Source organism: Streptomyces sp. NPDC058308 (assembly GCF_042880275.1).
Lineage (GTDB): Bacteria > Actinomycetota > Actinomycetes > Streptomycetales > Streptomycetaceae > Streptomyces.
Genome location: NZ_JBHVZA010000016.1, coordinates 117,066 through 141,010 on the forward strand (window position 1 = coordinate 117,066; position 23,945 = coordinate 141,010).

Here is a 23,945-nt window from a genome sequence, read left to right on the forward strand (position 1 = left end):
CAAGATCGGAAAGAGATGACGTCCAAGCGGGCAGCTGGAGTCGAATGCCAGGTCGGCATGTATCCGAATCTCTCACTTCTGTGATTGAGGGTCTCCGGTGCGGCGGATGAACCGGAGCGAGGGCGGTTCGAGGTCGGTGCGAGCCGGCATTCCCGGTGGCGGGTCCGGGCATTGGCGCGCGAACAGCCAGGGCTGCATGATCGCGGCAGTATCGGTCTCGCTGACCGACGCGGCCGTGGCGAGGAACTGCGGCAGCGAGCCGTGCTGGTGGCGGTGGGCGGCGCACCACGTGCGCAGACAACTCATGAACGCGTCGTCGCCGATCGACCGGCGAAGAACATGAGTCGCCATCGCTCCGCGTTCATAGACCTGGGTGGAAAGGAGGTGGGCGGGTGAGGGGTCGCCGGGTGGGATCCGCCAGTAATCCGGGTCTGCGGCTCGAAGGTGATAGAAGCTGCTGAACAGCTCGTCCGTGGTGCCCTCGCCGTTCTTCTCCGACCACATCCATGAGAGGTAGGTGGAGATGCCTTCGCTGATCCAGATGTCTTTCCAGGTCGAGAGGCTGACCGAGTTGCCGAACCAGTGATGAGCCATCTCGTGTGCCACGACGTACGAGTCGAGGCCCTGGTGAAAGAAGCGGTCGCCGTAGATCGGATGGGTCTGCGTCTCCAGTGCGTGCGGGCCGGCCATGCGTGTCACCACTCCGCCGATGGCGTCGAACGGGTAGGGGCCGATGAGGGTTTCGAGCCAGGCGCGGACTGCCGGTGTGGTTTCGACGGAGGCCCGGGCCAGCGGTGCGTGGTCGTCGACCCCGTCGCCGTAGGCGGAGACCCATTGCGAGCCGCGCTCATCGAGAGTGTCGATCTCGATCCGCATCCTGTCGATGAGCAGCGAGTAGAGGTAAGAGGCGACGGGTTCGGCTGTCACCCAGCGGAAGCGATTCGCCTGTGAGGTGCGCGAGTGCTCGACGAGGCGGCCCGGGGCGATGGCGGCGAATCCGCGCGGCACGGTGATGGTGAGGTCGTAGGTCCCCTTGCGTGACGGATGGTCGTTGGTGGGAAACCAGAAGGCCGCCGCATGCGGTTCTCTCGCGGCGAGCGCACCAAGAGGCGTGTTCAGCCAGGACCGTTCGCCTCGGATCTCCACCTCCCCGGGCCGGCCCGCGTAAGTGATGTCGATGTGGTGACGGCCGGCGCCGAGACCGGTGTCGGGTTCGATGACGAGCTTCCCCGGGACCGCCTTGGGGGCCAGCGGGGAGCCGTCGACGACCACCTCACGGGCTGGTAGCCCGAAGTCGAGCGCTATCGCCGGTACGTCCGCACCGACGGCGATCTCCAGGCGCGCCAGCCCCTTGAGCACGCCACTGGTGATGTCGAAATCGACCTCCAGCGCGTGGTGGGTGATGGTGAACAAGTCGGAGCCGTCGACAGGGAAGTAGGGGTCTCCCACACCGGCCAGGTCCGAGCCGGCCAGCAGCGAGGAGCCGGCGTGCCGGGCCGCTTCGGCCAGCACTCTGTCGAATTCCGTCCGGTCGGTCATGGCCGAGATCCCTTGATCGTGGCGGTCCGTGCCCGGCAGGTGCGTCCGACGTCATCGGTCACAGGCAGGCGACTGCGTCGATCGCGTTGTCGACGTCGGTTTCGGAGTTCTCGATGGTGGCGGCAAGCCGGGCGTACGACCGCGGGTACGGAGTCGTGGCCGATCGGATGTGCCGTGCCGTGAGCCCGGCCACGACTTCACGGGGGTCGAGCCCGTCGACCTCGAAGCACACGATGCCCGCACTCATGTGTTCCGGCAGGGGTGTGATCAGGCGGACTCCGGGGAGCGCGGCCAGCCCGTCCCGGAGTCGCGTATTCAGGCTGAGTACGCGTCGGCAGATCTCGGACTTCCCGATGCTCGTCAGGAAGTCGATCGCCGCGGGAACGGCGTACAGGTACTCGTAGGCGACAAAGCCGCCTGGCGAGACGAATGAGGCACGTGTCGGCGGCAGATGTTTTCGGCCGACCCAGGCGCCGAACACGTCCGCGTCGAGTTCGAAGGTTGGAATCGTGGGCTCCACATGCCGCCAGCTCGCGGTCTCACCCCAGATGAATCCCGTGCCGCGGGGGCCGTGCATCCACTTGTGGGCTCCTGACACGAAGAAGTCCACGCCCAACCTGTCGACCGGCTCGTCGAGGACCCCACAGCCATGGACGCCGTCGACCACGATCAACGGACTCGGACGTGCCCCGTACCAGGAGCGGATCGCATCTGCTGCCTTGCGTACGGGCATCCGCACCCCGCTGCCGGAATACACCCAGGTCAGTCCGACGACGCGGGTACGCGTGGTGAGTGCGCCGAGTACGCGATCGATCAGTTCGTCCTCGGTTACCGCGGCGCCGTCCTCATAGAGCGACACGAATCGCGGGACGGCACCGCATTTCTCGGCCTTGCGCCGGGCTGCCTCGTGATGGGAGTAGTGGTCGTGCTCGGAGAGCAGGATCTCGTCGCCCGGGTGGAGTTGCAGGCCGGCGTACAGCAGGCCCAATCCGGCCGTGGTGCTCTGCACGAGTGCGAACTCGTCAGGCCGTGCCCCCACGTAATGGGCGATCGCGGATTTCACCTGGAAGATCATGTTCGCTTCGCCGGGTGCCAGTGCGGCGAGTTCGGCCCACTCCGGCCGCGCGTCTATTCGATCGGCCAGCTCCGCGATCGCCTTGCGAACCGGTTTCGGATGCGAGGACAGCATGAATGACGTGAAGTCGGCCCAGCCCGGCTGGAGTCTGAAATTCGCCCGCACCTCCGCCCAATTGATGCCATCCGTGGAGGCTTGCCCAGTGAGGTCGGTGTGCTTCTGCATAGGCGGATCGTTCCTCCGCGAGCACGAGGCTTGGTGGGTCACTATATGTTGGATATAGTGGCATGCTGGCGGTGTCGCCTGCAAGACATGGGAGGGTGCTGGGAGTGAGTGACCAGTCGACCGAACCGAGCGCGGACACATCCGATGCCGAGCGGGCGCGGGCTGCTTCAGCAGCGGATGTCCGCGACCACGTCACCCGTCTTGATGCGGCTCTGGGGTTCATGGCGACGACACTGCCGCCCGCGTCACCCCGGCCGGCGGCGCCTTTCACGGGCGAGCCGCTGCTGGTCAAGGATCTCGACCTCAAGCTGGCCGATGCGCCGTTGTGGCGCGGTAACCACGTCTTGCGCGAGCACGGCGTCGTCTCGAACCACGACGACCCCATGGGGCGGCGGCTGCGGGAGCTCGGGTTCGACATCGTCGGGCGGACCAAGTCCGCCGAATTCGGGCTTGCGGTGACCACCGAGCCGCTTGCCTACGGGCCGGTGCACAACCCGTGGGATCTGGATCGCAGCGCCGGAGGGTCGTCCGGCGGCTCGGCGTGCGCCGTGGCCGCGAGAGCGGTGCGGATCGCGCACGGGACGGACTTGGGCGGGTCTCTGCGCATTCCGGCGGCTCATTGTGGAGTCTTCGCGTTGAAGCCCGGTCTCGTGCGGCTCGCGACGACGCCGACGTTCGCGGCTTGGAACCAGCACGGGTTCCTCGCGAGCAGGGTCGACGACCTGCGCCGAATGCTCCCGGTGCTGGGCCGGGACATGGCGTCCGAAGCCGGCCGTTCCGGTACGGAGGGTCCGACCCGGCGGCTCCGGGTCGGCGTACTCGCGTCGGCTGTGAGTTCCGCGATCGACCTGGGTGGCGGCTCCGTCGAGGCGGTCGAACGGATGGCGGACAAGCTCAGTGACCAAGGCCATCATGTGCTCCCGGCCCATCCCCGGGTTCTCGAGCAGTTCGATCAGTTCGCGATGCAGACCACTCCCATGCTTGCCGGTTGGCTGGCGAAGGAGGTGGCGGACGCTTCGGAAGATCTCGGCCGACCGCTGACGGAAAGCGATATGGAGCCCGCGACCGCCCAGATGCTGGCCATGGCAGCACGGGCAACACCCGAAGCCGTCAGGGATACGGTGCAGTGGCTGCGCCGGCTCGTCACGGATCTCACGGCATGGTGGGGCCGGTTCGACATCCTGTTGAGCCCCACGGTCCCCGTTCAGGCACCGCGGCTCGGGTGGTTGAGTGATCCCGACACCGCGATGCACCGCACCTTCGGCATGATGCAGTACACCGCGATGTTCAACGCGAGCGGACAGCCGGCCGTCAATGTTCCCTGCGTCGGGGTGGGCGGCCTGCCGTACGGAGTGCAACTCGTCGGAGCGCACGGATCCGAGGCGGACCTGCTGGATCTTGCCGAACAGCTGAGTCCCGAGGGGGCGCCGGCGCCGCCGTTCTCGTAGGCGGGCCGAGACGGTGATCGCGGACTTGGCCAGGACACCGCCTGGGCCAGGACACGGCCTTGGCTAGGACACCGCCTCGACAAGACCCTCGCCGGCCGGTGGCTTGTCCCCGCCCGAGTCGAGACTGAGCCCCAACAGTTTCAGGCAACGCGCCAGCGCCGTCGAGTCGCCGCTGATCGACATCCGTCCGGACAGCACCGCATCGAGCGGGCTGACCTGTTCGTTCCCGATCCGTATGAACGTTTCGGGATCGGAGTCCACCACCAGCGCCGCCTTCCGCGGGGCGGGTCCTTCGACGACGGTGGCCTTCCCGTTCTCGCACGACACGCTGAAAACGTGGTCCCCGATGCGGAACTCATACGCTTCATCGGCCTCTGGTGGCGGTCCGGCCGCAATCATCGCCTCCACCGCCACCATGCCCCACTCGGCACGCACCAGATCGGTGGGCTCATAAGAGGTGATGTGCGACAGACCCCATGAGGCCAGCCCGAGAACGACCGGCCTGAGCGCCTCACCGCTCTCCGTCAGCCGGTACTCGACTCCACGGCCGTCGCCAGGGACCGGCTCTCGTTCGACCAGCCCCTCATCGGTCAGCATTTGCAGCCGCGAGGCGAGGAGATTCGGTCCGATGCCGACCAGGCTCTCACTGAGGAGCTGGTTGTATCGCTTCGGCCCGTTGATCAGGTCACGAATGATGAGCAGGGTCCAGCGCTCCCCGACGATGTCCAGCGCCGCAGCGACGGCACACATCTGCCGATATCGCTTCGTTCCCATATACGCTCACCTCCGTGCGCAGTTCGGCCATGCACTCTACAGCGTACTCTCTGTAGAGGTTGGGCCCATTTCTGGTAGTGGCCTCGTCCGCGGTCGGTGCGAAAGCCTGGTGGGGTGAGCGCGGGAGGCCGTTGGTCAAAATGCCTCCGTGGTGGGCGCCTTGCGGGGCGCAGAGCTCAGGCCGTGCTCAGGGCCTGAGGAGGGCCTGGAAGCCGAGCTCACTATTTCGACATATACGTTTCCTGCGAGGGCGCCATGAGGTCGACCCCGGCTCGATCCCGCCGTTGTTCAGATCGCTGACGGCGGCATGGCCGAAGCTGCGGTGCTGGCAACGCGACGAACATTTTCCTCTGGTCCATTGGTCTGCCCGTGGTTCGACCTGGACGTACCGGTGTGGGCCATTGGCATAGTGATGTGGGTGTCGGTTGAGCCAACAGGCTCGTAGATGGTGTGATGTCTCTGTCGATGGCGCTGCGGATCTCCGCGGCGCCTTTTTGATGTCGCAGGTCGAACGGAAAGCGGAAAGGGCGGGAAGCCGTGCTGAAGAGGGTGTTCGTGGCGCCGGATCCGGGGCGGGCGCGGTTGCGGTTCGCGTCGCGGGCGGTTCTCGGCATCACGCTGGCCGTGGTGGTGTGCGGCGTCGCCGGGCATTCGCTCGCCGCGGCGATCACCGGCGGGCTCGCCGCGCTGCTCGCGCTCTTCACCGTCACGGACTCGACCGTGCGAGGTCAGGCGGTCACCACCGCGCTCCTGCCTGTCGTCGGCTTCCCCGTGCTCGCCCTCGCGGCAGGGCTGCATGACTACCCGGTCGCTCGGGACGTTGCCTTTCTGACCGTGATGGGGCTCGGCGTGTACGCCCGCCGGTGGGGGCCGCGCGGGCATTCGCTCGGCGTATTCGCCTTCATGATGTTCTTCAGTACTCAGTTCCTCCACGCCGAGCTCAAGCAGCTTCCCCAGCTCTACGCGGCGGTCCTCTTCTCCCTGGCCGCCGCTTCGACCGTCCGCTTCGGGCTGTGGTGCTACGAGCGCGGGGCGCCCGTGGCCGCCGTGCCCGCTCCGCCGAGTGGCGAGGGGCTGGCACGGGCGACCACCCGGCAGGCGCTGCAGGCCACGGCGGGTGGTGCTTTCGCGCTCGCCGTGGGGCAGGCGATCTCCGGTGATCGCTGGTACTGGGCGGTGGGGGCCACATGGTGGGTCTTCGTGAACACCACATCGAGGGGCGAGACGCTCGTGCGCGGCTTCCGCAGGGTGCTCGGAACGGTCGTCGGGATCGCCGCCGGCCTGGTGCTCGTCGTGCCGCTGGACGGCGCGCCTGTTCCGAGCGCGCTGCTCATCGCGATCAGCGTCTTCGGCATCTTCTACACGGCTGCCGTCTCTTACTCGTGGATGATGCTCTCGGTCACGGTTCTGGCAGGTTCTCTCTACGGCCTTCTCGGTGTGCTGGATGCGAGCCTGCTCGGACTGCGTCTGGTTGAGACCGGTGTCGGCGCCCTGGGCGCCGGACTGGCGGTGCTGCTCATCCTGCCCATCTCGACTCACGCCACGACCGACGCCTGGGTGGAGCGGGCCATCCTCTGTGTGCATGCCTGCACCGCGGAAGCCGCGGCCCGCCTTGCCGGGACGACGTCCGCCGACCCGGCCCCGCGGGTCGCGGAACTGGAAGCCATATTGGGCCGGGTGCGCCTGTCTCTCGCCCCTCTTGTGCACCCGTTCAGTCCACTGCGGGCGCGCAAGGGCCGGGCCCTGCAGGTCATCGCCCTGCTTGACGACTGCGCACGCGAAGTCCGGGGGCTGGCGTCCATCGCAGGGGACCCGGAGGCGTCCCACGACGCCCGACTTGCTGCGGCGTGCTGGCGCGTCGAGGCCGCCGTCGAATCCCTGACGGCGCGGGAACCGAGGCCCCGGGAGGCGGGTACGTCCAGTGACCTGCTCCATACGGCCGCCCTTGAGCCCGCCCTCGCTCACCTGCACAGCCTGGAGAAATCCCTTGTCGAACTCGCGGCGCCTCTGCAGCGGGTGAGCCGCACGCCGGTGATCGGCAGCTGACGCGGGACCCGGCATCCCCCCACCGCCTGGTCTAGACCGACTGCTAGCGTTCGGCCGCATGAGCGGCGTCACACCTGTGGCGCCCGGGTCGAGAGGGGACAAGCAGTGGTCGTCGGCAGGCAGGCGGGACGGGCGTACATCGGATCCTTCACCGCGGCCGGGGGGCGCGGTGTCCTCGCCGCGGACGTCGATCCGGGCACCGGCGCGCTGACTCTCGTCGGCGCCACGGACGCGGTCGCCGATCCCTCCTACCTCGCGCTCTCGCCCGACGGGGAGACGCTCTACGCGGTCAGTGAGACCTCCGACGGCGCCGTCGCCGCGTTCCGCACCGGGGGAGGCGTGCCCGAGCCCGCGGGGCGTTCCGTTCCGGTCGGCTCGGCCCCCACCCACCTCGCGCTGTACGGCGGCCACGTACTCACCGCCAACTACCGCTCGGGCAGCGTCAGCGCCGTGCCGCTGCGCGCCGACGGCGCCCTCGCCCCCACGCCGTCGAGCGAGCTGCGGCACACCGGCTCGGGCCCGCATCCCCAGCGCCAGCAGGGGCCGCACGCCCACCAGGTCCTCGCCGACCCGAGCGGCCGCTGGGCGGTCAGCGTCGATCTCGGCACCGACTCCGTGCGGGTCTGCGCGTTCGGGGAGAGCGGGCTGACCCTGCACCGGGAGGTGGCGCTGCGTCCGGGGTCCGGTCCCCGGCACCTCGTGTTCCACCCGCGCGGCGACCGCGCGTACGTCCTGAACGAGCTCAGCCCCACCCTCACCGTCTGCGCCTGGGACGCCGCCGAGGGTGTTCTCAAGCCCCTCAGCGAGCTGCCGGTCCTCGTGGCGGCCCCGGACGGCGACACGTACCCCTCGGAGGTCGTCGTCGCGCCCGACGGGCGGTTCCTGTGGACGGCCACGCGCGGCCCCGACATCATCTCGGTCATCGCTCTCGACGAGTCGGGCGACGGGGCGCGGGTCACCGCCACCGTGCCGTGCGGCGGTCACTGGCCGCGCGACCTGGCCATCGACCCGGCGGGACGGCACCTGTACGCGGCCAACGAGCGCTCCGGGGACGTCACCTGGTTCACGATCGACCAGGAGACGGGCCTGCCGGTCCGGACGGGCTCCGTCGCGGCGCCCGCGGCCTCCTGCGTGATCTTCGGCTGAGTGCCGTGACGTCCGGCTGAACACGACGACGGGCCCGCCCCCACATCGGGGCGGGCCCATCGCCGTACGTACGGAGGTTCAGTGCACCGGCGTGCCCGAAGGCCGCTGCGGCGTGATGCCGAGCGTCGTCGTGTACTTGGCGAGCGCCAGCTTGCCGATCGCCGGGTAGGGGCCGAGCGGCTCGGCGACGGAGCAGCCCGCCTCCTTCGCGGCCGCGTCGAGCAGGCCGGTGTCGAGCTCGGGGCCGATCAGGTACGGGGCGAGCGCCAGCTGGGCCGAGCCCGAACCGCGCAGCTGCTCGGCGGTCGCCGCGATGGCGCCCTCCTCGTCGAGCGCGGCGGCCATCACCGGCACCGCGAGGCGCGCGGCGAGCAGCATGCCGGTGATCCCTGCGGCCTGCACGGCCTCCTCGCCGCCGACCGTGGCGAGCACGATGCCGTCCGCGGCCGTCGCCACGGTGAACAGGCGGGCGCGGTCGGCGCGGGCGAGACCGGCCTCCGACAGGCGCACGTGCAGCGCCTCGGCGAGCAGCGGGTGGGGGCCGAGCACGTCGGTCAGCTCGGCGGCGGCACGGCTGTCCATGACGGCCTGCCGGATGCGGCGCATCAGCGCGGCGTCGGGGCCCGCGAGCAGCGGCACGACGACGGCGACGGGGCCCTCGGGATCGGCCACCTCGGCGCCCGCGGCGCGCGCCCGCTCGACGCGGCCGGTGCGCTCGGCGGCCGCGTGCGCGAGCACGGACTGCAGCGAGGGAAACTCGGGGAAGGACGTGACGGTGGCGTCTTCCTCACCGTCGAGGTAACCGATGCGGGCGTCGAGGCCGGGCAGCTCGGAACGGGCGATGCTCACGACTTCCTCGGCGAGGCCGCGCGTGGTGGTGCTGGGGGCGCCCGGCACGGCGAGAACGAGTGCGGGCGCGCCTTCAGGAGCCGCGACGGGCTCCGGACGGCGGTGCCGGCCCGGCTGACGGGGGCGCGGCATTCGTACAGGCAGGCCGGATGCGGGCCCAGTGGGGGAGCTCATGCGCCCGCATGCTACTGGCTTGCGGGCCTCCCCTGTTCGGGGAGGGTGCAGGTGAGCGGTATAAGTCCGTTTTTGTCTGATGAATTACGCCGAGGTCACCTGTCGCCCGGTCCGTGGACGCAGAGCATGCGCGCGTCGTGCGGCAGTCGCAGCCGGTCGGCGGCGATATCGACCGCTATGCGCAGCGCGCCGTCCAGCGGGTCACCGGCCGCGGGGACCCGCCGCGCGTACGGCAGTTGCTCCGCGAGTTCCTCGTACAAGGGCGCGAGGAGAGGAGGTCCCAGCTTGAACAGGCCGCCGGTGAGCGAGACTTCGCCGGGCTCGGCGCGGGGGCAGACGGCGGCCGCGGCCTCGGCGATGTGCCGGGCCGCGTCCCGCAGAACGCCGTGCGCCACGGGGTCCTCCGGGGCGCAGCCGGCCACGTCGGGCGCGAAGGAGGCGAGGGCGGCGGGCCGGTCGGTGCGCGGATAGAGCTGCCCGGGCAGGCCCGTCACGGGGCCGAACCTCTCCGTCGCGCGGGCGAGGAGCGCCTTCGAACCGCCGCGCCTGCCGTCGTGCGCCCGCATCGCCGCTTCGAGCCCGGCGCGGCCGATCCAGGCACCGCCGCCGCAGTCGCCGAGCAGGTGCCCCCAGCCGTCGGCGCGGCGCCAGGCGGTCAGGTCCGTGCCGATCGCGATCATGCCGGTGCCCGCGGCGACGACCGCGCCGGGGCGGTCGCCGAGCGCGCCCATGTACGCGGTGACGGCGTCCGCGGCGAGCGCTGTGCGGCGTACGCCCAGGGCCTGTTCGAGCGCGGACGGCAGCTCGGCACGGAGGTCGTCGCCGAGGGTGGCGAGACCCGCGGCGCCGATGGCGACCGCCGTGATCCGGCCGCCGCCCGCCTGCTCCAGGAGAGCCCGCGCCATGGGCAGGAGGTGCTCCAGGAAGTGTCCGGCGTCGACGCCGCGCGGGCCGGTGCGCACCGGCCCGGCGGAGCGCGTCAGGTCGGCGGAGCGCGTCAGGCCGACGGAGCGCACCGGTTCGGACCGGCGCGCGCCCCGCGCCACGTGCAGCGCGGCCCGCAGCCCGGAACCGCCCGAATCGACGCCGAGGACGTACTCCTCGTGCGTCACGGCAGCCGCCAGTCCACCGGCTCCGCCCCCTGGCGGACCAGCAGGTCGTTGGCCCGACTGAACGGGCGTGACCCGAAGAACCCGCGGTCGGCCGACATCGGCGACGGGTGGGAGGACTCCACCGACGGCAACTGCCCGAGCAGCGGCCGCAGATTGCGCGCGTCACGCCCCCAGAGGATGGACACCAGGGGCTTTCCGCGCGCGGCGAGCGCCCGTATGGCCTGCTCGGTGACCTCTTCCCAGCCCTTGCCGCGGTGTGCGGCGGGCTTGCGCGGGGCGGTGGTGAGCGCCCTGTTGAGCAACAGGACGCCCTGGCCGGTCCACGGCGTGAGGTCGCCGTTCGACGGCGCGGGCAGTCCCAGGTCGTCGCTCATCTCGCGGTAGATGTTGATGAGGCTGCCGGGCAGCGGCCGCACTTCGGGCGCGACCGAGAACGACAGTCCCACCGCGTGACCGGGTGTGGGGTAGGGGTCCTGGCCGACGATCAGGACGCGGACGTCGTCGAAGGGCTGCTGGAACGCGCGCAGGACGTGCTGCCCCGACGGGAGATACGTACGTCCCGCGGCGATCTCCGCGCGCAGGAAGTCCCCCATCGAGGCGATCCGTTCGGCCACCGGCTCCAGGGCCTTCGCCCAGCCTGGTTCGACGATTTCATGCAAGGGTCGTGGTGCCACGGCGTCACCCTACTGCCGTAACGGTGGGGGCGATCAACCGATGGCCGCGGCCCGCACGCAGAGCACATCCGGCAGGTGCGAGGCGAGCAGCCGCCAGCTGTCGCCGTCGTCCGCCGACGCGTACACCTCGCCGTTGCGATTGCCGAAGTAGAGGCCCGCCGGGTCGCAGCCGTCGCTCCCCATCGCGTCGCGCAGCACCGTGCCGTAATGATCCTCCTCGGGCAGGCCCGCGCTCAGCGGTTCCCAGCTCTTGCCGGCGTCGGAGGTGCGGTAGACGCGGCACCGGTGGCCGGCGGGGACGCGGTCGCTGTCCGCGGTGATCGGGAAGACGTACGCCGTGCCGCCGCGGTGCGGATGCGCGACCACCGTGAAGCCGAAGGTGGAGGGGAGGCCCGCGCCGATGTCCGTCCAGTGCGCGCCCGCGTCGTCGCTGCGGTACACACCCCAGTGGTTCTGCAGATACAGGCGGTCCGGATCGGCCGAGTCCCGCGCGACCTTGTGCACGCACTGCCCGAACTCGGGGTCCGGGTCGGGCAGGAACACCGCGGAAACGCCCTTGTTGGCCGGCTCCCAGCTCTCGCCGCCGTCCTGGGTGCGGAACACCCCGGCGGTCGACACCGCGACCGTCACCGCGCGCGGGTCGCGGGCGTCGGTCAGCACCGTGTGCAGGCCCTCTCCGCCGCCGCCGGGCACCCACTTGGAGCGGGTGGGGTGCTCCCAGAGCGGACGGACGAGCGAGAAGGACTCGCCGCGGTCCTCCGAGCGGTAGAGCGCGGCGGGCTCAGTGCCCGCGTACACCACGTCCGGCTCGGCGGCCGACGGGTGCAGCTGCCAGACCCGCTCCAGTGAGGCCCCGGTGTCCTTGGGGAACTTCACGGCGGGCTTCGAGGGCTCGGTCCAGGTGCGCCCGAGGTCGTCGGAGTGGAACACGGAGGGGCCCCAGTGGGCGCTGTCTCCGCCGGCGAGGAGGCGCGGGGCGGGGCCGCGGGTGTCGATGGCGACGGAGTACACCGCCTGCGCGTTGAAGTACGGGCTGTCGTCGAACTCCCAGGCACCAGCTCGCCTGCGTCCGATGAAAAGGCCCTTGCGGGTGCCTACGGTCAGAATGACGTCGGCCATGCCGACCACCTCCGGGACGTCGTTGTCTCAGGTACCGGCCAGTCTGCACCCCGGCACTGACAGTCACCCCCGGGAGCGGTATCAGCCCAGGTCGGATGGGGTGTCCCGGGGATGGTGCGACCGGCTCCCGCGGCCCGCCGTGCCACCCCGCGACAGCTCCGCAGCGACCTCCGCGATCGCCCCGGGACCCACCCGGCAGCACCCGCCGATCAGCCGCGCCCCCGCCGCCCGCCACGCGTCGGCCTGCCCGGCCGTGAACCGGCGCGGACCCCGCCAGGAGCGGGCCGCGGCGTCCCACGCCTCACCGCTGTTCGGATAGACCACGACGGGCTTGCCGGTGACCCGCGCGGCGAGCGCCACCGCGGCGTCGGCGTCCCTCGGGTCGCAGCAGTTCACGCCGACTGCAAGCACCTCGTCCGCGTCGGCGGCGAGTGCGAAGGCCTCCCGGAGCGGCTGTCCCGCCCGCGTGCGGTCGCCCGCCACGCTGTACGACAGCCAGGCCGGGACCCCGAGCCCGCGGACCGCCCTCAGCAGCGCCCGCGCCTCGTCGGTGTCGGGGACCGTCTCCAGGGCCAGGACGTCGGGCCCCGCCTCGGCGAGGGTTTCGAGCCGCGGCCGGTGGAAGCGCTCAAGGGCGTCCACGGACAGGCCGTACCGCCCCCGGTACTCGGAGCCGTCGGCGAGCATTGCCCCATAGGGCCCGGCCGACGCGGCCACCCACACCTCGCGCCCGAGCCCGGCTCCGGCACGGCGCGCCAACTCCACGCTCAGGAGCAGCAGTTCGCGGGTGCGGGCCGCGTCGACGCCGCGCCGTGCGAACCCCTCGTACGTCGCCTGATAGCTCGCGGTGACGGCGACCTCGGCGCCCGCCTCGTAGTAGGCGCGGTGGGCGGCCTCGATCGCCGCCGGCTCGTCGGCGAGCAGCCGGGCGGACCACAGGGCGTCGCCCAGGTCGTGCCCGGCGGCCTCCAGCTGGTTGGAGAGGCCGCCGTCGAGCACGACCGGGCGCAGGGCAAGGGCATCGGCGAGTCTCACACCGCCGACGCTAGCCGAGGTGCGGCGAGGGGGAAGTGGCAGGCCACCTGGTGTCCCTCGCCGTTGGGCATGCTGACCTGGGGTTCGGTCGTGGCGCACACGTCCTGGGCCAGGGGGCAGCGGGTCCGGAAGCGGCAGCCCGACGGAGGCTTCGCCGCGGACGGGGTCTCGCCCTCCAGGGGCGTGCGTGCGGCGCCGGACGCGGCCTCGGGGTCGGGCAGGTTGACCGTGTCCAGGAGTCCGCGCGTGTAGGGGTGCAGGGGGTGCGCGTACACGCGCTCGGCCGGGCCCGACTCCACGAGCTTGCCCAGGTACATCACGCCGACGGTGTCCGCCAGATGGCGTACGACGGCCAGGTCGTGCGAGATGAACAGATAGGTCAGACCGCGCTCGCGCTGCAGTTCGCGCATCAGGTTGAGGATCTGCGCCTGCACGGACACGTCGAGCGCGGACACCGGCTCGTCGGCCACCACGAGATCGGGGGAGAGCGTCAACGCCCGTGCGAGGCCCAGGCGCTGTCGCTGGCCGCCGGAGAACTCGTGCGGATAGCGGTGCACCGCGCCGCGCGGCAGGCCGACGGCGTCGAGGAGTCCGGCGACCAGCCGCTCCCGCTCGGCGCGGTCGCCGACGCCCTGGATGACCAGGGGCTCGCGCAGGATCTCGCCGACCCGCATGCGCGGATCCATCGCGGCGGTGGAGTCCTGGAACATCAGCTGGACACGGCGCCGGTGCGCGCGCCGCTCGGCCCGCGACATCCGCGCCGGGTCGGCGCCGTCGAACCGCACCGCGCCGCCGGTCGGCTCGTCCAGGCCCGCGACGATCCGCCCGAGCGTCGTCTTGCCGCAGCCGGACTCGCCGACCATGCCGAACGTCTCGCCCTTGCGGATCGTCAGCGACACCCCGCCGACCGCGCTGACCGTGCCCCGGCTGCGCGAGAACGGCCCGCCCTTCAGGGGGAAGTCCTTGACGAGGGAGTCGAGTTCGAGCAGTACGTCACCGGGGGCGTCGGGGGTGGGAACGGCCGGTACCACCACCACCTCGTCCTCGGAGGCCGCCACCTCCGGCACCGGGTGGAAGCACGCGAACCGGTGCTCCGCCCCGTGCGACTCGTCGTCCACGAGCTGCGGCTCCTCGGCACGGCACGCGTCCGTGGCGAACGTGCAGCGCGGCGCGAAACGGCAGCCCGTGGGGCGCACCGCGAGGTTCGGCGGCAGGCCCGGGATGGTGTGCAGTTCGGTGCGGCTGTCGGCCGCCCGCTCGGGCAGCGCGGCGAACAGGGCCTCGGTGTAGCGGTGGCGCGGGCGCGCGAACAGACCGCGTACGCCGGCCTGTTCGGCGACCTTGCCCGCGTACATCACCGCGACGCGGTCCACGCGGTTGGCGATGACGCCCAGGTCGTGGGTGACCAGGATCATCGCCATGCCCAGGCGGGCGCGCAGCTCGTCGACGAGTTCCAGGATCTGGTGCTGGGTCGTCACGTCAAGGGCCGTCGTCGGCTCGTCCGCGATCAGCAGCTTCGGTTCGCAGACCAGGGCCATGGCGATCGCCACGCGCTGGCGCATGCCGCCGGACAGCTGGTGCGGGTAGGCCTTCATGCGTTCGGCGGGCTGGGGCATGCCGACCAGGCGCAGCATCTCCTGGGCGCGGGCCCAGGCCTCTTTCCTCGTGCTGCCCTCGCGGTGCAGGAGCAGCGGTTCCGCCACCTGGGCGCCGATGGTCATCGTCGGGTTGAGGGAGGTCAGCGGGTCCTGGAAGACCATGCCGATGGTGTTGCCGCGGACGTCCTGGAGGACGGGGGGCGCGGCCGCGGCGAGGTCCTGTCCGTCGAACAGGACGCGCCCGCCGGTGATCTCGCCGCCCGGCGGCAGCAGGCCGAGGACGCTGAGCGCGGTCATCGTCTTGCCGCAGCCGGACTCGCCGACGATGCCGAGGGCTTCGCCCGCGGCGAGTTGGAGGCTGACGCCGTCGAGGGCGTGCACGGTGCGTTCGCGCGAGGCGATGTCGACGTGCAGGTCGTCGATGGTGAGGAGGGGCTCGGTCATCTGTCGTGTCTCCTGTTTACTTCCGCAGCCGCACTTCGAACGCGTCCCGCAACCCGTCACCGATGAAGTTGAACGCGGCGACGACCAGCACGATCGCGATGCCCGGCGGGAAGATCAGCCACCAGTAGCCGTTCTGGGTGTAGGTGATGCCGGCCGACAGCATGGACCCCCAGTCGGCCGAGGGCGGCGGGATGCTCAGGCCGAGGAAGGCGAGGTAGCTGACGTAGAGGATCGCGTCGGCGATCTGGAACGTGCAGTTGACGATGACGGTGCCGATCGCGTTCGGCACGATGTGCCTGAAGACGGCCCGCGCACCGCCGCCGCCCATCATCCGCATGGCCTGGACGTACTCGCGGTTGCGCAGGGACAGCGACTCCCCGCGCACCAGGCGGGCGGGGGAGAGCCACGCCACCGACGCGATGATCATGATGAGGACGCCCTTGCTGGGCGTAACGATCGCGGCGACCACGACGAGCAGGAACATTGCGGGGATGGCGAGCGCCGCATCCGTGATCCGCATCATCGTGGCGTCGACCCAGCCGCCGAAGTATCCGGCGATCGCGCCGTAGACGGTGCCGAAGAGGGTGGCGAGCAGACCGGCCGCCAGACCGATCTCCAGCGAGGTCTGCCCCGCGACCATGAGGCGGCCGGTCATGTCGTAGCCGAGGTCGGTGGTGCCGAGGAGGTGACCGGAGCTGCCGGGCGGCAGGTTCGCCTGCGACAGGTCGGTGTGGACCTGCTCGGTGTCGTACACCAGCGGCCCGAGATAGCTGAACGCGAGCAGCAGGAGCAGTACCACCACGCCCGTCAGGGCGAGCTTGTTGCCGGTGAAGACCTGGAGCGTGCGGCGGGCCAGCGACGGCGTGGCCCGCGCGGCGTCCTCGTGGCCCGGCGCGGTGTCAGGGGCGACCGTGGTACTCATGCCACGCTCCGTATCCGGGGGTCGAGGACGGCGTACAGGACATCGGTGAGCAGCGAGCCGACGACGGTGGCGACCCCGACGACCAGCGTCACGCCGAGCAGTACGGGGAAGTCGGAACCTTGCGCCGCGTTCCAGAACAGCAGCCCCATGCCGGGGTAGTTGAACATCGACTCGACGACGAGGGCGCCACTGAAGAGGGTCGGGAGATACAGGCCGAGGAGCGTGGCGAGGGGGATCAGCGCGTTGCGCAGGACGTGCCTGACCATGATCCGGCGGTTCGACTGGCCCTTGGCCATCGCCGTCCGGACGTATTCCTCGGTGAGGTTGTCGAGCACCGCCGAGCGCATGTAGCGGCTGAACATCGCGATGATGCCGAAGGCCATCGTGACCACCGGGAGGATCAGCCCGGTGAAGTCGCCGAGCAGTTCACCGATCGTCTCGCCCTGCGGCGCCTGAGCCGGGAAGACCGGCATGACCTGCGCGAACAGGATGATCATGATGAGGCCGAGGAAGAACACCGGCGTGGCGTACAGCAGGAAGGCGAGGCCCGTCAGGGCGTAGTCCGACGCCTTGCCGCGCCGCACGGCCTGCACCAGACCCAGCGGCACCGCGATGACCACCGCGAGCACGGTGGAGAGGACCGTCAGGAGCAGCGTCTTCGGCAGGCGCTGCCTCAGCAGGTCGAAGACGGGCGAGTTGAGCTTGAAGGACTCGCCGAGGTCTCCGGTGAGCAGCCGCTTCAGATACATCAGGTACTGCATGGGCAGCGAACGGTCGTACCCCTGCTGATGGTTGAAGTGCTCGATCTGCTGCGGGGTGCCCTTCGGGCCGAGGATGGCGCGCGCGGGACCGCCGGGCAGCAGGTGCAGGAGAACGAAGACGATGATCGAGACGAGGAAGAGGACGACGATCGCCTGGAGGAAGCGCTTGACCAGAAAGCCGGTGAAGCCGGTCACTTCTCGGCCCCCTTCTTCTTGACGTAGTACCAGTGCTGGGGAGCGAAGGTCACGGTCGGGTTCTGCGCGACGCCGCGCAGGTCGTTGCGGATCACCGAGACCTGGTACGCCGGGTTGGGCATCCACATCACGGGCAGCTGCTCCGCGAGGTACTCGCCGTACGCGTGCACGGCCTTCATGTCGGGGGAGTACTGCACGCCCCGGATGATGCGGTCCGCCTTCTTGTCGCTGTAGTTGCCGAAGTTGGCCGAGGCGCCCGTCGAGAAGAGCTGCTCGCCGCTGGGGTTGAGCGGGTAGTACCAGCTGCCCGCCGTGCCGAAGAACGACATGTCCCAGTCGCAGCCGGGGTCCTTGGCCCTGCACGGCACGGAGTTGCCCAGAACGGAGTTCAACGGCTGCTGCCGGACGGTGAGTTGGACACCGGCCCTGGAGAGCGTCGACTTCAGCTCCTGCATCATGTGGGTCGTCTCGGTCGATCCCGACTGGGAGAGCAGGGTCAGTTCGAGTGGCGCGTCCTTGCTGATGCCCTTGCCGCACCGGTCCGCGCCCGTCCCGGGGCGTACGCAGTGTGCCGTGCCGTCCTTCATCCGCCAGCCGTGCCGCGCAAGGAGCGCCCTGGCCTTGTCGACGGAGAACGGGTACTGGTTCTTTGCCATCTTCTCGGACAGGTACTGGCTCTTCGGGGTCACCGGCACGGGGCCGAGCGTCGGCGTCGCGCTGCCCTGCCAGATGACGTCGCTCATCGCCTTCTGGTCGACGAGGTGCTGCATGGCCCTGCGGAGGTAGAGCTGGCGCATCAACGGGCCCGCGTGGGTGGAGTTGAAGTTGTAGACGATGTACGTCGCCGCCCAGCCCTCCCACGGATCGACGCGGTAACCCCTCTGCTCGAACTTCTCCTTCTGCGCCATCACCGACGGCGGGATGTAGCCGTAGTCGACGCCGCCCGAACGCAGCACGTTGTACTCGGAGTCGGCGGTCGTGAAGGGCTTGAAGACGACCTTGTCGAGGTGCGGCCGCTCCGACGCCGGGCCGGTGAACTTCTCGTTCGCCGCGATGGTGACCTGGCCGCTGTCCCGCCAGCCCGCCAGCTTCCACGGCCCGTTGACCGTCTTCCAGAGCGGGTCCGAACCGTACGAGCCGAGGCTCTTGGCGTGCCGGGTCAGCCGGGCGAAGACCGCCTTGGCGCCCGCGGGGGTGCGGTCCCAGTCGCCGACCTTGCCGCCGTCGGTCCTGGCGTCCCAGGCGTGCTGGGGCAGTGCCCGCATCAGGGTCAGCTGGTTGGCGGTGAACCAGTCCGGGTTGTACGCGCGACTGAGGTGCAGCCGTACGGTGTGGTCGTCGAGCGTCTCGAACCGCTTGACGTTGTCGGGCATGGTGCCCACCGAGTAGTTGCCCCAGTCCGCCTTGTTGGCCTTGACCAGATGGAACCAGAACTCCAGGTCGCGGGCGGTGACGGGCTTCCCGTCGGACCACTTCACGCCCTCGCGCAGCGGCACGGTCACGGTCTTGTTGCCGTCGCTGTACGTGGGTTCGAGGCCGAGCGTGCTGGGGCCGTGCGTGGTCAGCTCGCCCTTGGCCTTGTCCTGCACGGCGTCGTAGACCGGCATGAAGAGCAGCGACTGGATCCCGTAGTTGTACGAGGCGCCGTAGCCGGGCGAGCCGATCGGGAAGATCCAGTTGGGCGTCGCGGCCGGCGGCAGCGCCATCGTCGCCGTGCCGCCCTCGACGGGCGTGCCGCCGGTGGGGCCCATGTCGATGCGGCCGCCCTCGCGGGTGCAGCCGGTGAGAGCCGCCGCGAGGACGAGCAGCGCGGCCGCCGCGGACCTGAATGAGCGCATGGCGATGGGCCTCCAAGGGGTACGGGGCCGGCCCGTGCCGGAGAACGACGGGGCAGCGCCCGAACGCTAGGCCTGAGGCGAAAAACAAGTCAATAGCTTCATTCGGTAAGAAGCAGAAAAGCGGGAAGGGCTGGTCAACATGGTTCGGCCGGACTTAGTGTTCGTGCCGGTGCCGAATGAACTCGTCGAAGCAACGGGCATCACAGCACCACGTGCCGAAGCAACACAGAAGCAACTGGGGGCGCCATGACCGGAACACCACTCGGCGAGCCGGGTTCGGCGCAGCACATCGTGCACTTGGTCTCCTCGGGCGTGGCCACGTCCCGCGCCGACCTCGTACGAGAGCTGGGCCTCGCCCCCTCGACGGTCTCCCTGCGGGTGCAGGAACTGGTCGACGCCGGGCTGCTCTCCGAGTCCGGCGAGGGCGCCTCGCGCGGCGGCCGCAGGCCGAGGCTGCTGCGGGTCGCCGCACAGGGCGGCGTCGCCGTCGCCGCCGACCTGGGCAGCCACCACGCGCGGCTCGGCGTCGTCGACCTCGGCGGCACGGTCCTGGACGCCGTCGACCTGCCGCACGACATCACCGCGGGACCTGAGTCCGCCGTCGACTGGCTCTGCGAGCGGGTCGGCGAACTCGTCGCACGCCAGGGAGCCGAGGGCCGGGCCGTGCGCGCGTTCGGCGTCGCCTTCCCCGGCCCCGTCCAGCCCGCGACCGGCCGCGTCCTCAGTCCCTCCCGCATGCCCGGCTGGCACCGCTACCCGCTGCGCGACGTCCTCGCCGAACGGCTCGGGATCCCTGTCACCGTCGACAACGACGCCACGATGATGGCCGTCGGCGAACACCGCGTCGCCCGCCCCGAACTCGACCACCTCGTCGTCGTCAAGGCCGGCCGCGGCATCGGCAGCGGCATCATCTCCGCGGGCCGCCCGCACGACGGCGCCAACGGCAGCGCGGGCGACATCAGCCACGTCCGCGTCGACGCGGCGGGCGACCGGCCGTGCAGCTGCGGCAACATCGGCTGCCTGGAGACCGTCGCCAGCGGCGCCGCCCTGATCAGGGAACTCGCCCTGCAGGGCGTCGAGGTGGCCGACACCGCCGATCTGCTGCGGCTCGTCGCGGACGGCGACCCGCAGGCCACCACCCTCGTCCGCACGGCGGGACGGCACATCGGCACTGTCCTGTCCGTCGTCGTCAACTTCTTCAACCCGCAGGCCGTGGCCCTGGGCGGCGTCCTCGCCACCGCCGAACCACTGGTCGCCGCCGTGCGCGGCGTCCTCTACGAACGCTGCCTGCCCCTCGCCACGGCCGACCTGGAGATCACCACCACGGTGACGGGCGTCGACGCGGGGCTGCTCGGCGCGGGTCTCACGGCGCTGCGCCACCACTTGCCGGCCCCCACCCCTCGTATCCCCGCGCCCCATGTCCCCGCACCCGCGCCCGCGCATCAGGAAGAGAGCGCCCCCGCATGACCCCCTCCGCGAACCGTCGCCGCCTGCGCATCGGCATCGGCGGCATCGGCATCGAGTCGTCCACGTTCTGCCCGCACCGCTCCACCGCGGACGACTTCCGCCAGACCCGCGGGCAGGACCTCCTCGACCGCTACACGTGGACGCGCCCGGATTCCGACCTCGCCGGCACCGTCGAATGGGTCCCCCTGCTGCACGCGACCTCGCTGCCGGGCGGGCCCGTGGAAGCGGAGTCGTACCTGACCCTGAAGGACGAACTCGTCACCCGCATCAGGGCGGTGGGCCCGCTGGACGGCCTCGTGTACGACATCCACGGCGCGATGAGCGTCATCGGACTCACCGACGCGGAGGCCGACCTCACCGAAGCGGTCCGCGCGGCCCTCGACTTCGTGGGCACCCCGGACGGCACGGGCCGCCCCATGATCTCCACCGCCATGGACCTGCACGGCAACGTCTCGCGCCGCTTCGCCGAACCGGTCGACCTGCTCACCGCCCACCGCCTCGCCCCCCACGAGGACGCCTGGGAGACCCGCGAGCGCGCCGCCCGCAACCTCGTGCGTTGCCTGCTCGACGGCGCCCGCCCGCACCGCGCCTGGGTCCAGGTCCCCGTCCTCCTGCCCGGCGAGAAGACCAGCACCCGCCTGGAGCCCGCCAAGTCCCTCTACGCCTCGCTCGCCGAGACCGAGAAGCTGCCCGGCATCCTCGACGCCGCCCTCTGGGTCGGCTACGCCTGGGCCGACGAGCCGCGCTGCCAGGCCGCCATCGTCGTCACCGGTGACGACGCCGAACGCGCCGCGGCCGAGGCGGAGAAGCTCGCCCGCCGCTACTGGCAGGCCCGCCGCGACTTCGTCTTCGTCGGCCCGACGGGCAGCGCCGAAGAGTGCATCGAGCGGGCGGTGGCCTCGCCCCGGCGGCCCTTCCTGATCAGCGACTCGGGCGACAACCCGACGGCGGGCGGCGCGGGCGACCTCGCGTACATGCTGGGCAAGCTCCTGGAGAACGACGCGATACGGTCCGGCCGGGTCACCGCCGTCCACCCCGGCATCACCGACCCGGCCGCCGTCGCCCGCTGCTTCGACGCGGGCGTGGGCACCGAGGTGACGCTGAGCGTCGGCGGCAAGGTCGACGCGAACCACGGCGGGCCGTACGAACTGACGGGCACCGTCGTCGCGTTGCAGCGCGCCACCGACCAGAAGGACCGTGCGGAGGGCGGCGCGTACGACCGCGGCGTCGACATGGCGGCCGTCCGCCGCGGGGGCCTCACCGTGATCCTCGTCGAGCGCCGCAAGCCGTTCCACACCCTGGCCGACTTCATGGGCCCCGCCGAGGGCGGGCTCGGCATCGACCCCCGCACGTACGACCTCGTGGTCGTGAAGATCGGCTACCTGGAGCCCGAACTGCACGCCATGGCGGCCGACTGGCTCCTCGCCCTCACGCCCGGCGGCGTCGACCAGGACCTGCTGCGCCTCGGCCACCACCGGGTGGAGCGGCCGCTGTACCCGTTCGACGAGGACGCGTACGCGGATACGACGCCGGACCTGACGCCGACCCGGCTCGCCCCGCTCGCCCGGCTCGCCCCGCTCGCTCCGTGAGAAGGGGCTTCAGCCGCGGGAACGGCTCTGCGAAGGTGATCCCTTCGAGCCACCGTCCGTAGCGCAGAGGAGCCTCCTGTGAAGCGTGCCGCCACCCTGTCCGCCCTGGTCTGTCTGCTGGCCGTCACCGCCGCCGCGCCCGCGTCACCGGACGCGGCCGGCCGGCCGCACCGGCACCAGGGGACCCTCCTCGACTCCGTCCCGAAGAAGGGCGTGCTCAAGGTCTGCACGACCGGGGACTACGCGCCGTTCACGAAGCTGGACCCCAGCGACGGCACCTACAGCGGCGTCGACATCGAGATGGCACGGGACCTCGCGAAGAGCCTCGGCGCCAAGCCGGAGTTCGTGGCCACGACGTGGGCGAACCTGACCAAGGACGTGGCGGCCGGGCGTTGCGCCACCGCCGTCGGTGGCGTCTCCATCACCCTGCCGCGCGCCCGGCAGGTCTACTTCAGCGAGCCGACGCGCGAGGACGGCAAGACACCCGTCGTGCGCTGCGCGGACAAGGACGAGTTCGGCGCGGGCACGCTGAAGGACATCGACAAGCCCGGCACGACCGTCGTCGTCAACCCCGGCGGCACCAACGAGGAATTCACGCGCGCCCACATCAAGCGGGCGACCATCAGGCTGCACCCGGAGAACACCACGATCTTCCAGGAGATCGTCGACGGCCGGGCGGACGTGATGATGACGGACGCGAGCGAGACGCTCTACCAGTCGAAGATCCACCCCGAACTGTGCTCCCTCCACCCCGAAAAGCCCTTCACCTTCTCGGAGAAGGCGTACGCGACGCCGCGCGGCGACGACGAGTTCAAGGCGTACGTGAACCAGTTCGTGCACCTCGCGACGCATGACGGGACGTATGCGAAGTATGAGGCGGAGTGGATGAAGTAGGCCGGGGCCCCTCTCCCGGCCCTCTCCCGGCCTGTTCCCCCTCCCCGGTCAGAGGTGTGTCCCGGACGGGGTCTCCGCGAGGTGCCGGACGACGCGGTCGACCCGCTCCTTGATCACGGACAGGTGTTTCGCGGCCCCTGCGGCATCGGTCTTCGCGGCCGCTCGGTAGACCTCTTCGAGGCCGAGCATGTCGCTGCCGAACTGCACCGCCTTCCGCCGGAAGACGTCCAGCTGAGCCATGGGGTCGTCCGACGCGCCGCTGCGGGCGCTCTCGGAGGCGGTGGCCGGCCGCGTGCCGGTCGCCCTCTTCGCCCTCTCGGCCCTCCTGGTCGCCGTGAGGTGCGAGAGGAGCTCGTCGACGCTCAGGCCGGAGTGCTCTCGGGCGTGCCGGGCCATGACCCTGCCGTCCCGCTCGGACAGCGTGCCGTCGCTGAGGCGCCTTTGCAACTCGTCCGGGAGGGCGAGCAGGACGAGCTGGTTGGTGACCCAGGAGCGGTCGCGCCGCAGTCGCCTCGCGGCTCGCACCTGGGCGCCGCGCCGGCCTGCCGCTTCGGCGCAGACGGTCACCAGGGCTTCGATGCCGCGGGCGCGCTCGACGAGGTCGAAGTCCTTGCGGTCGAGGTTCTCCTGGAGCTGGTGGTCGACGAACGTCTCGCGCGAGACGGCGAGGTCGTCGCGCACGATGAGGTCGAGCTCGTCCATTTCGACCCGGCGGGCACCGCGCAGTCGGCGCTCCCCGCTGACGAGAACGTACTGGGCTGATTCACCGAGCTGTTCGGCGTGGTCGGGCCAGAGGCCGAGGTACGCCTGCCGGGTCACGGCGACGCACGGCACGAGTTGCTTGGCGCGCAGGCCTTCGCCGAAACGCACGAGTTCTTCGTCGGTGCCGAACTCGCGGCGCGGGTTGAGCGGAGTGGCGGCGACCTGGTCCAGCTTCACCCGCGAGAGCCCGTAGGCCCTGTCGAATGCGTATTCCGTGCTCATGACCTGACCTCCCGTGCGAGGGTGCGCAACACCTCGG

The 23,945-nt window shown here is 70.8% G+C and carries 19 protein-coding genes; 6 read left to right on the forward strand and 13 right to left on the reverse strand.

Going from position 1 to position 23,945, the window contains the following annotated elements:
• Positions 1-72: 72 nt before the first annotated feature.
• Entirely contained in the window at positions 73-1,539 is a 1,467-nt protein-coding gene (locus ACFVYL_RS22440) for a M1 family metallopeptidase (protein WP_389718875.1), read from the reverse strand.
• A gap of 58 nt (positions 1,540-1,597) precedes the next feature.
• Positions 1,598-2,839, reverse strand: coding sequence for an aminotransferase class V-fold PLP-dependent enzyme (locus ACFVYL_RS22445; protein ID WP_389718876.1), 1,242 nt, complete (start codon positions 2,837-2,839; stop codon positions 1,598-1,600).
• A 104-nt stretch (positions 2,840-2,943) separates the two neighbouring features.
• On the opposite strand from ACFVYL_RS22445, the gene ACFVYL_RS22450 reads away from it, so the two are divergent.
• Complete coding sequence (locus ACFVYL_RS22450; RefSeq protein WP_389718877.1) at positions 2,944-4,287, forward strand: amidase; 1,344 nt, start codon at positions 2,944-2,946, stop codon at positions 4,285-4,287.
• A gap of 63 nt (positions 4,288-4,350) precedes the next feature.
• Here the strand turns inward: ACFVYL_RS22450 and ACFVYL_RS22455 are convergent, their stop codons facing one another.
• Entirely contained in the window at positions 4,351-5,061 is a 711-nt protein-coding gene (locus ACFVYL_RS22455) for a winged helix-turn-helix transcriptional regulator (RefSeq protein WP_389718878.1), read from the reverse strand.
• A gap of 537 nt (positions 5,062-5,598) precedes the next feature.
• Here ACFVYL_RS22455 and ACFVYL_RS22460 point away from each other — a divergent pair.
• Together ACFVYL_RS22460 and ACFVYL_RS22465 are read left to right on the forward strand one after the other, a co-directional pair.
• Positions 5,599-7,107 (forward strand): FUSC family protein, encoded by a 1,509-nt coding sequence (locus ACFVYL_RS22460; protein WP_389718879.1) that lies wholly within the window; start codon positions 5,599-5,601, stop codon positions 7,105-7,107.
• Between the two features lie 105 nt (positions 7,108-7,212).
• Positions 7,213-8,253: a lactonase family protein gene (locus ACFVYL_RS22465; protein WP_389718881.1), complete on the forward strand. Its 1,041-nt coding sequence runs from the start codon at positions 7,213-7,215 to the stop codon at positions 8,251-8,253.
• A 78-nt stretch (positions 8,254-8,331) separates the two neighbouring features.
• Here ACFVYL_RS22465 and ACFVYL_RS22470 read toward each other — a convergent pair whose 3' ends face one another.
• The 9 genes from ACFVYL_RS22470 to ACFVYL_RS22510 all read right to left on the reverse strand — a co-directional run bounded on the left by ACFVYL_RS22470 (position 8,332) and on the right by ACFVYL_RS22510 (position 18,974).
• Positions 8,332-9,276 carry a sirohydrochlorin chelatase gene (locus ACFVYL_RS22470; protein ID WP_389718882.1) on the reverse strand — a complete coding sequence of 315 codons (945 nt, stop codon included), beginning with the start codon at positions 9,274-9,276 and terminating at the stop codon, positions 8,332-8,334.
• A gap of 95 nt (positions 9,277-9,371) precedes the next feature.
• A complete protein-coding gene (locus ACFVYL_RS22475) occupies positions 9,372-10,388 on the reverse strand; it encodes an N-acetylglucosamine kinase (RefSeq protein ID WP_389718883.1) in 1,017 nt (338 codons plus the stop codon).
• A complete protein-coding gene (locus ACFVYL_RS22480) occupies positions 10,385-11,062 on the reverse strand; it encodes a uracil-DNA glycosylase (protein WP_389718884.1) in 678 nt (225 codons plus the stop codon). Before ACFVYL_RS22480 ends, ACFVYL_RS22475 begins: the two co-directional genes overlap by 4 nt.
• Positions 11,063-11,095: 33 nt before the next feature.
• Positions 11,096-12,181 carry a WD40/YVTN/BNR-like repeat-containing protein gene (locus ACFVYL_RS22485; protein ID WP_389718886.1) on the reverse strand — a complete coding sequence of 362 codons (1,086 nt, stop codon included), beginning with the start codon at positions 12,179-12,181 and terminating at the stop codon, positions 11,096-11,098.
• Between the two features lie 81 nt (positions 12,182-12,262).
• The gene (mmuM, locus tag ACFVYL_RS22490; protein WP_389718887.1) at positions 12,263-13,216 is read right to left on the reverse strand and encodes a homocysteine S-methyltransferase; all 954 of its coding nucleotides are present in this window, start codon (positions 13,214-13,216) and stop codon (positions 12,263-12,265) included.
• A complete protein-coding gene (locus ACFVYL_RS22495; RefSeq protein ID WP_389718889.1) occupies positions 13,213-15,258 on the reverse strand; it encodes a dipeptide ABC transporter ATP-binding protein in 2,046 nt (681 codons plus the stop codon). The genes mmuM and ACFVYL_RS22495 overlap by 4 nt, the downstream gene beginning before the upstream one ends.
• 16 nt (positions 15,259-15,274) lie before the next feature.
• Positions 15,275-16,180 (reverse strand): ABC transporter permease, encoded by a 906-nt coding sequence (locus ACFVYL_RS22500; protein WP_389718890.1) that lies wholly within the window; start codon positions 16,178-16,180, stop codon positions 15,275-15,277.
• Positions 16,177-17,136, reverse strand: a complete 960-nt coding sequence (locus ACFVYL_RS22505; RefSeq protein ID WP_389718892.1) for an ABC transporter permease — start codon at positions 17,134-17,136, stop codon at positions 16,177-16,179. The genes ACFVYL_RS22500 and ACFVYL_RS22505 overlap by 4 nt, the downstream gene beginning before the upstream one ends.
• Positions 17,133-18,974 (reverse strand): peptide ABC transporter substrate-binding protein, encoded by a 1,842-nt coding sequence (locus ACFVYL_RS22510; protein WP_389718893.1) that lies wholly within the window; start codon positions 18,972-18,974, stop codon positions 17,133-17,135. Before ACFVYL_RS22510 ends, ACFVYL_RS22505 begins: the two co-directional genes overlap by 4 nt.
• A gap of 246 nt (positions 18,975-19,220) precedes the next feature.
• Between ACFVYL_RS22510 and ACFVYL_RS22515 the strand changes: the two genes are divergently transcribed.
• From ACFVYL_RS22515 to ACFVYL_RS22525, 3 genes are all read left to right on the forward strand, one after another.
• Complete coding sequence (locus ACFVYL_RS22515; RefSeq protein WP_389718895.1) at positions 19,221-20,441, forward strand: ROK family protein; 1,221 nt, start codon at positions 19,221-19,223, stop codon at positions 20,439-20,441.
• Complete coding sequence (locus tag ACFVYL_RS22520) at positions 20,438-22,030, forward strand: M81 family metallopeptidase (RefSeq protein ID WP_389718897.1); 1,593 nt, start codon at positions 20,438-20,440, stop codon at positions 22,028-22,030. The genes ACFVYL_RS22515 and ACFVYL_RS22520 overlap by 4 nt, the downstream gene beginning before the upstream one ends.
• Positions 22,031-22,108: 78 nt before the next feature.
• A complete protein-coding gene (locus ACFVYL_RS22525) occupies positions 22,109-22,924 on the forward strand; it encodes a transporter substrate-binding domain-containing protein (protein WP_389718898.1) in 816 nt (271 codons plus the stop codon).
• Between the two features lie 48 nt (positions 22,925-22,972).
• Here ACFVYL_RS22525 and ACFVYL_RS22530 read toward each other — a convergent pair whose 3' ends face one another.
• Positions 22,973-23,908: a ParB/RepB/Spo0J family partition protein gene (locus ACFVYL_RS22530; protein WP_389718899.1), complete on the reverse strand. Its 936-nt coding sequence runs from the start codon at positions 23,906-23,908 to the stop codon at positions 22,973-22,975.
• Positions 23,909-23,945: the final 37 nt, after the last annotated feature.

Bases quoted from the DNA above. Each gene is read 5' to 3' on its own strand.
- ACFVYL_RS22440 (WP_389718875.1), bottom strand. From the start codon at position 1,539: ATGACCGACCGGACGGAATTCGACAGAGTGCTGGCCGAAGCGGCCCGG.
- ACFVYL_RS22445 (WP_389718876.1), bottom strand. From the start codon at position 2,839: ATGCAGAAGCACACCGACCTCACTGGGCAAGCCTCCACGGATGGCATC.
- ACFVYL_RS22455 (WP_389718878.1), bottom strand. From the start codon at position 5,061: ATGGGAACGAAGCGATATCGGCAGATGTGTGCCGTCGCTGCGGCGCTG.
- ACFVYL_RS22470 (WP_389718882.1), bottom strand. From the start codon at position 9,276: ATGAGCTCCCCCACTGGGCCCGCATCCGGCCTGCCTGTACGAATGCCG.
- ACFVYL_RS22485 (WP_389718886.1), bottom strand. From the start codon at position 12,181: ATGGCCGACGTCATTCTGACCGTAGGCACCCGCAAGGGCCTTTTCATC.
- ACFVYL_RS22495 (WP_389718889.1), bottom strand. From the start codon at position 15,258: ATGACCGAGCCCCTCCTCACCATCGACGACCTGCACGTCGACATCGCC.
- ACFVYL_RS22500 (WP_389718890.1), bottom strand. From the start codon at position 16,180: ATGAGTACCACGGTCGCCCCTGACACCGCGCCGGGCCACGAGGACGCC.
- ACFVYL_RS22510 (WP_389718893.1), bottom strand. From the start codon at position 18,974: ATGCGCTCATTCAGGTCCGCGGCGGCCGCGCTGCTCGTCCTCGCGGCG.
- ACFVYL_RS22515 (WP_389718895.1), top strand. From the start codon at position 19,221: ATGACCGGAACACCACTCGGCGAGCCGGGTTCGGCGCAGCACATCGTG.
- ACFVYL_RS22520 (WP_389718897.1), top strand. From the start codon at position 20,438: ATGACCCCCTCCGCGAACCGTCGCCGCCTGCGCATCGGCATCGGCGGC.
- ACFVYL_RS22530 (WP_389718899.1), bottom strand. From the start codon at position 23,908: ATGAGCACGGAATACGCATTCGACAGGGCCTACGGGCTCTCGCGGGTG.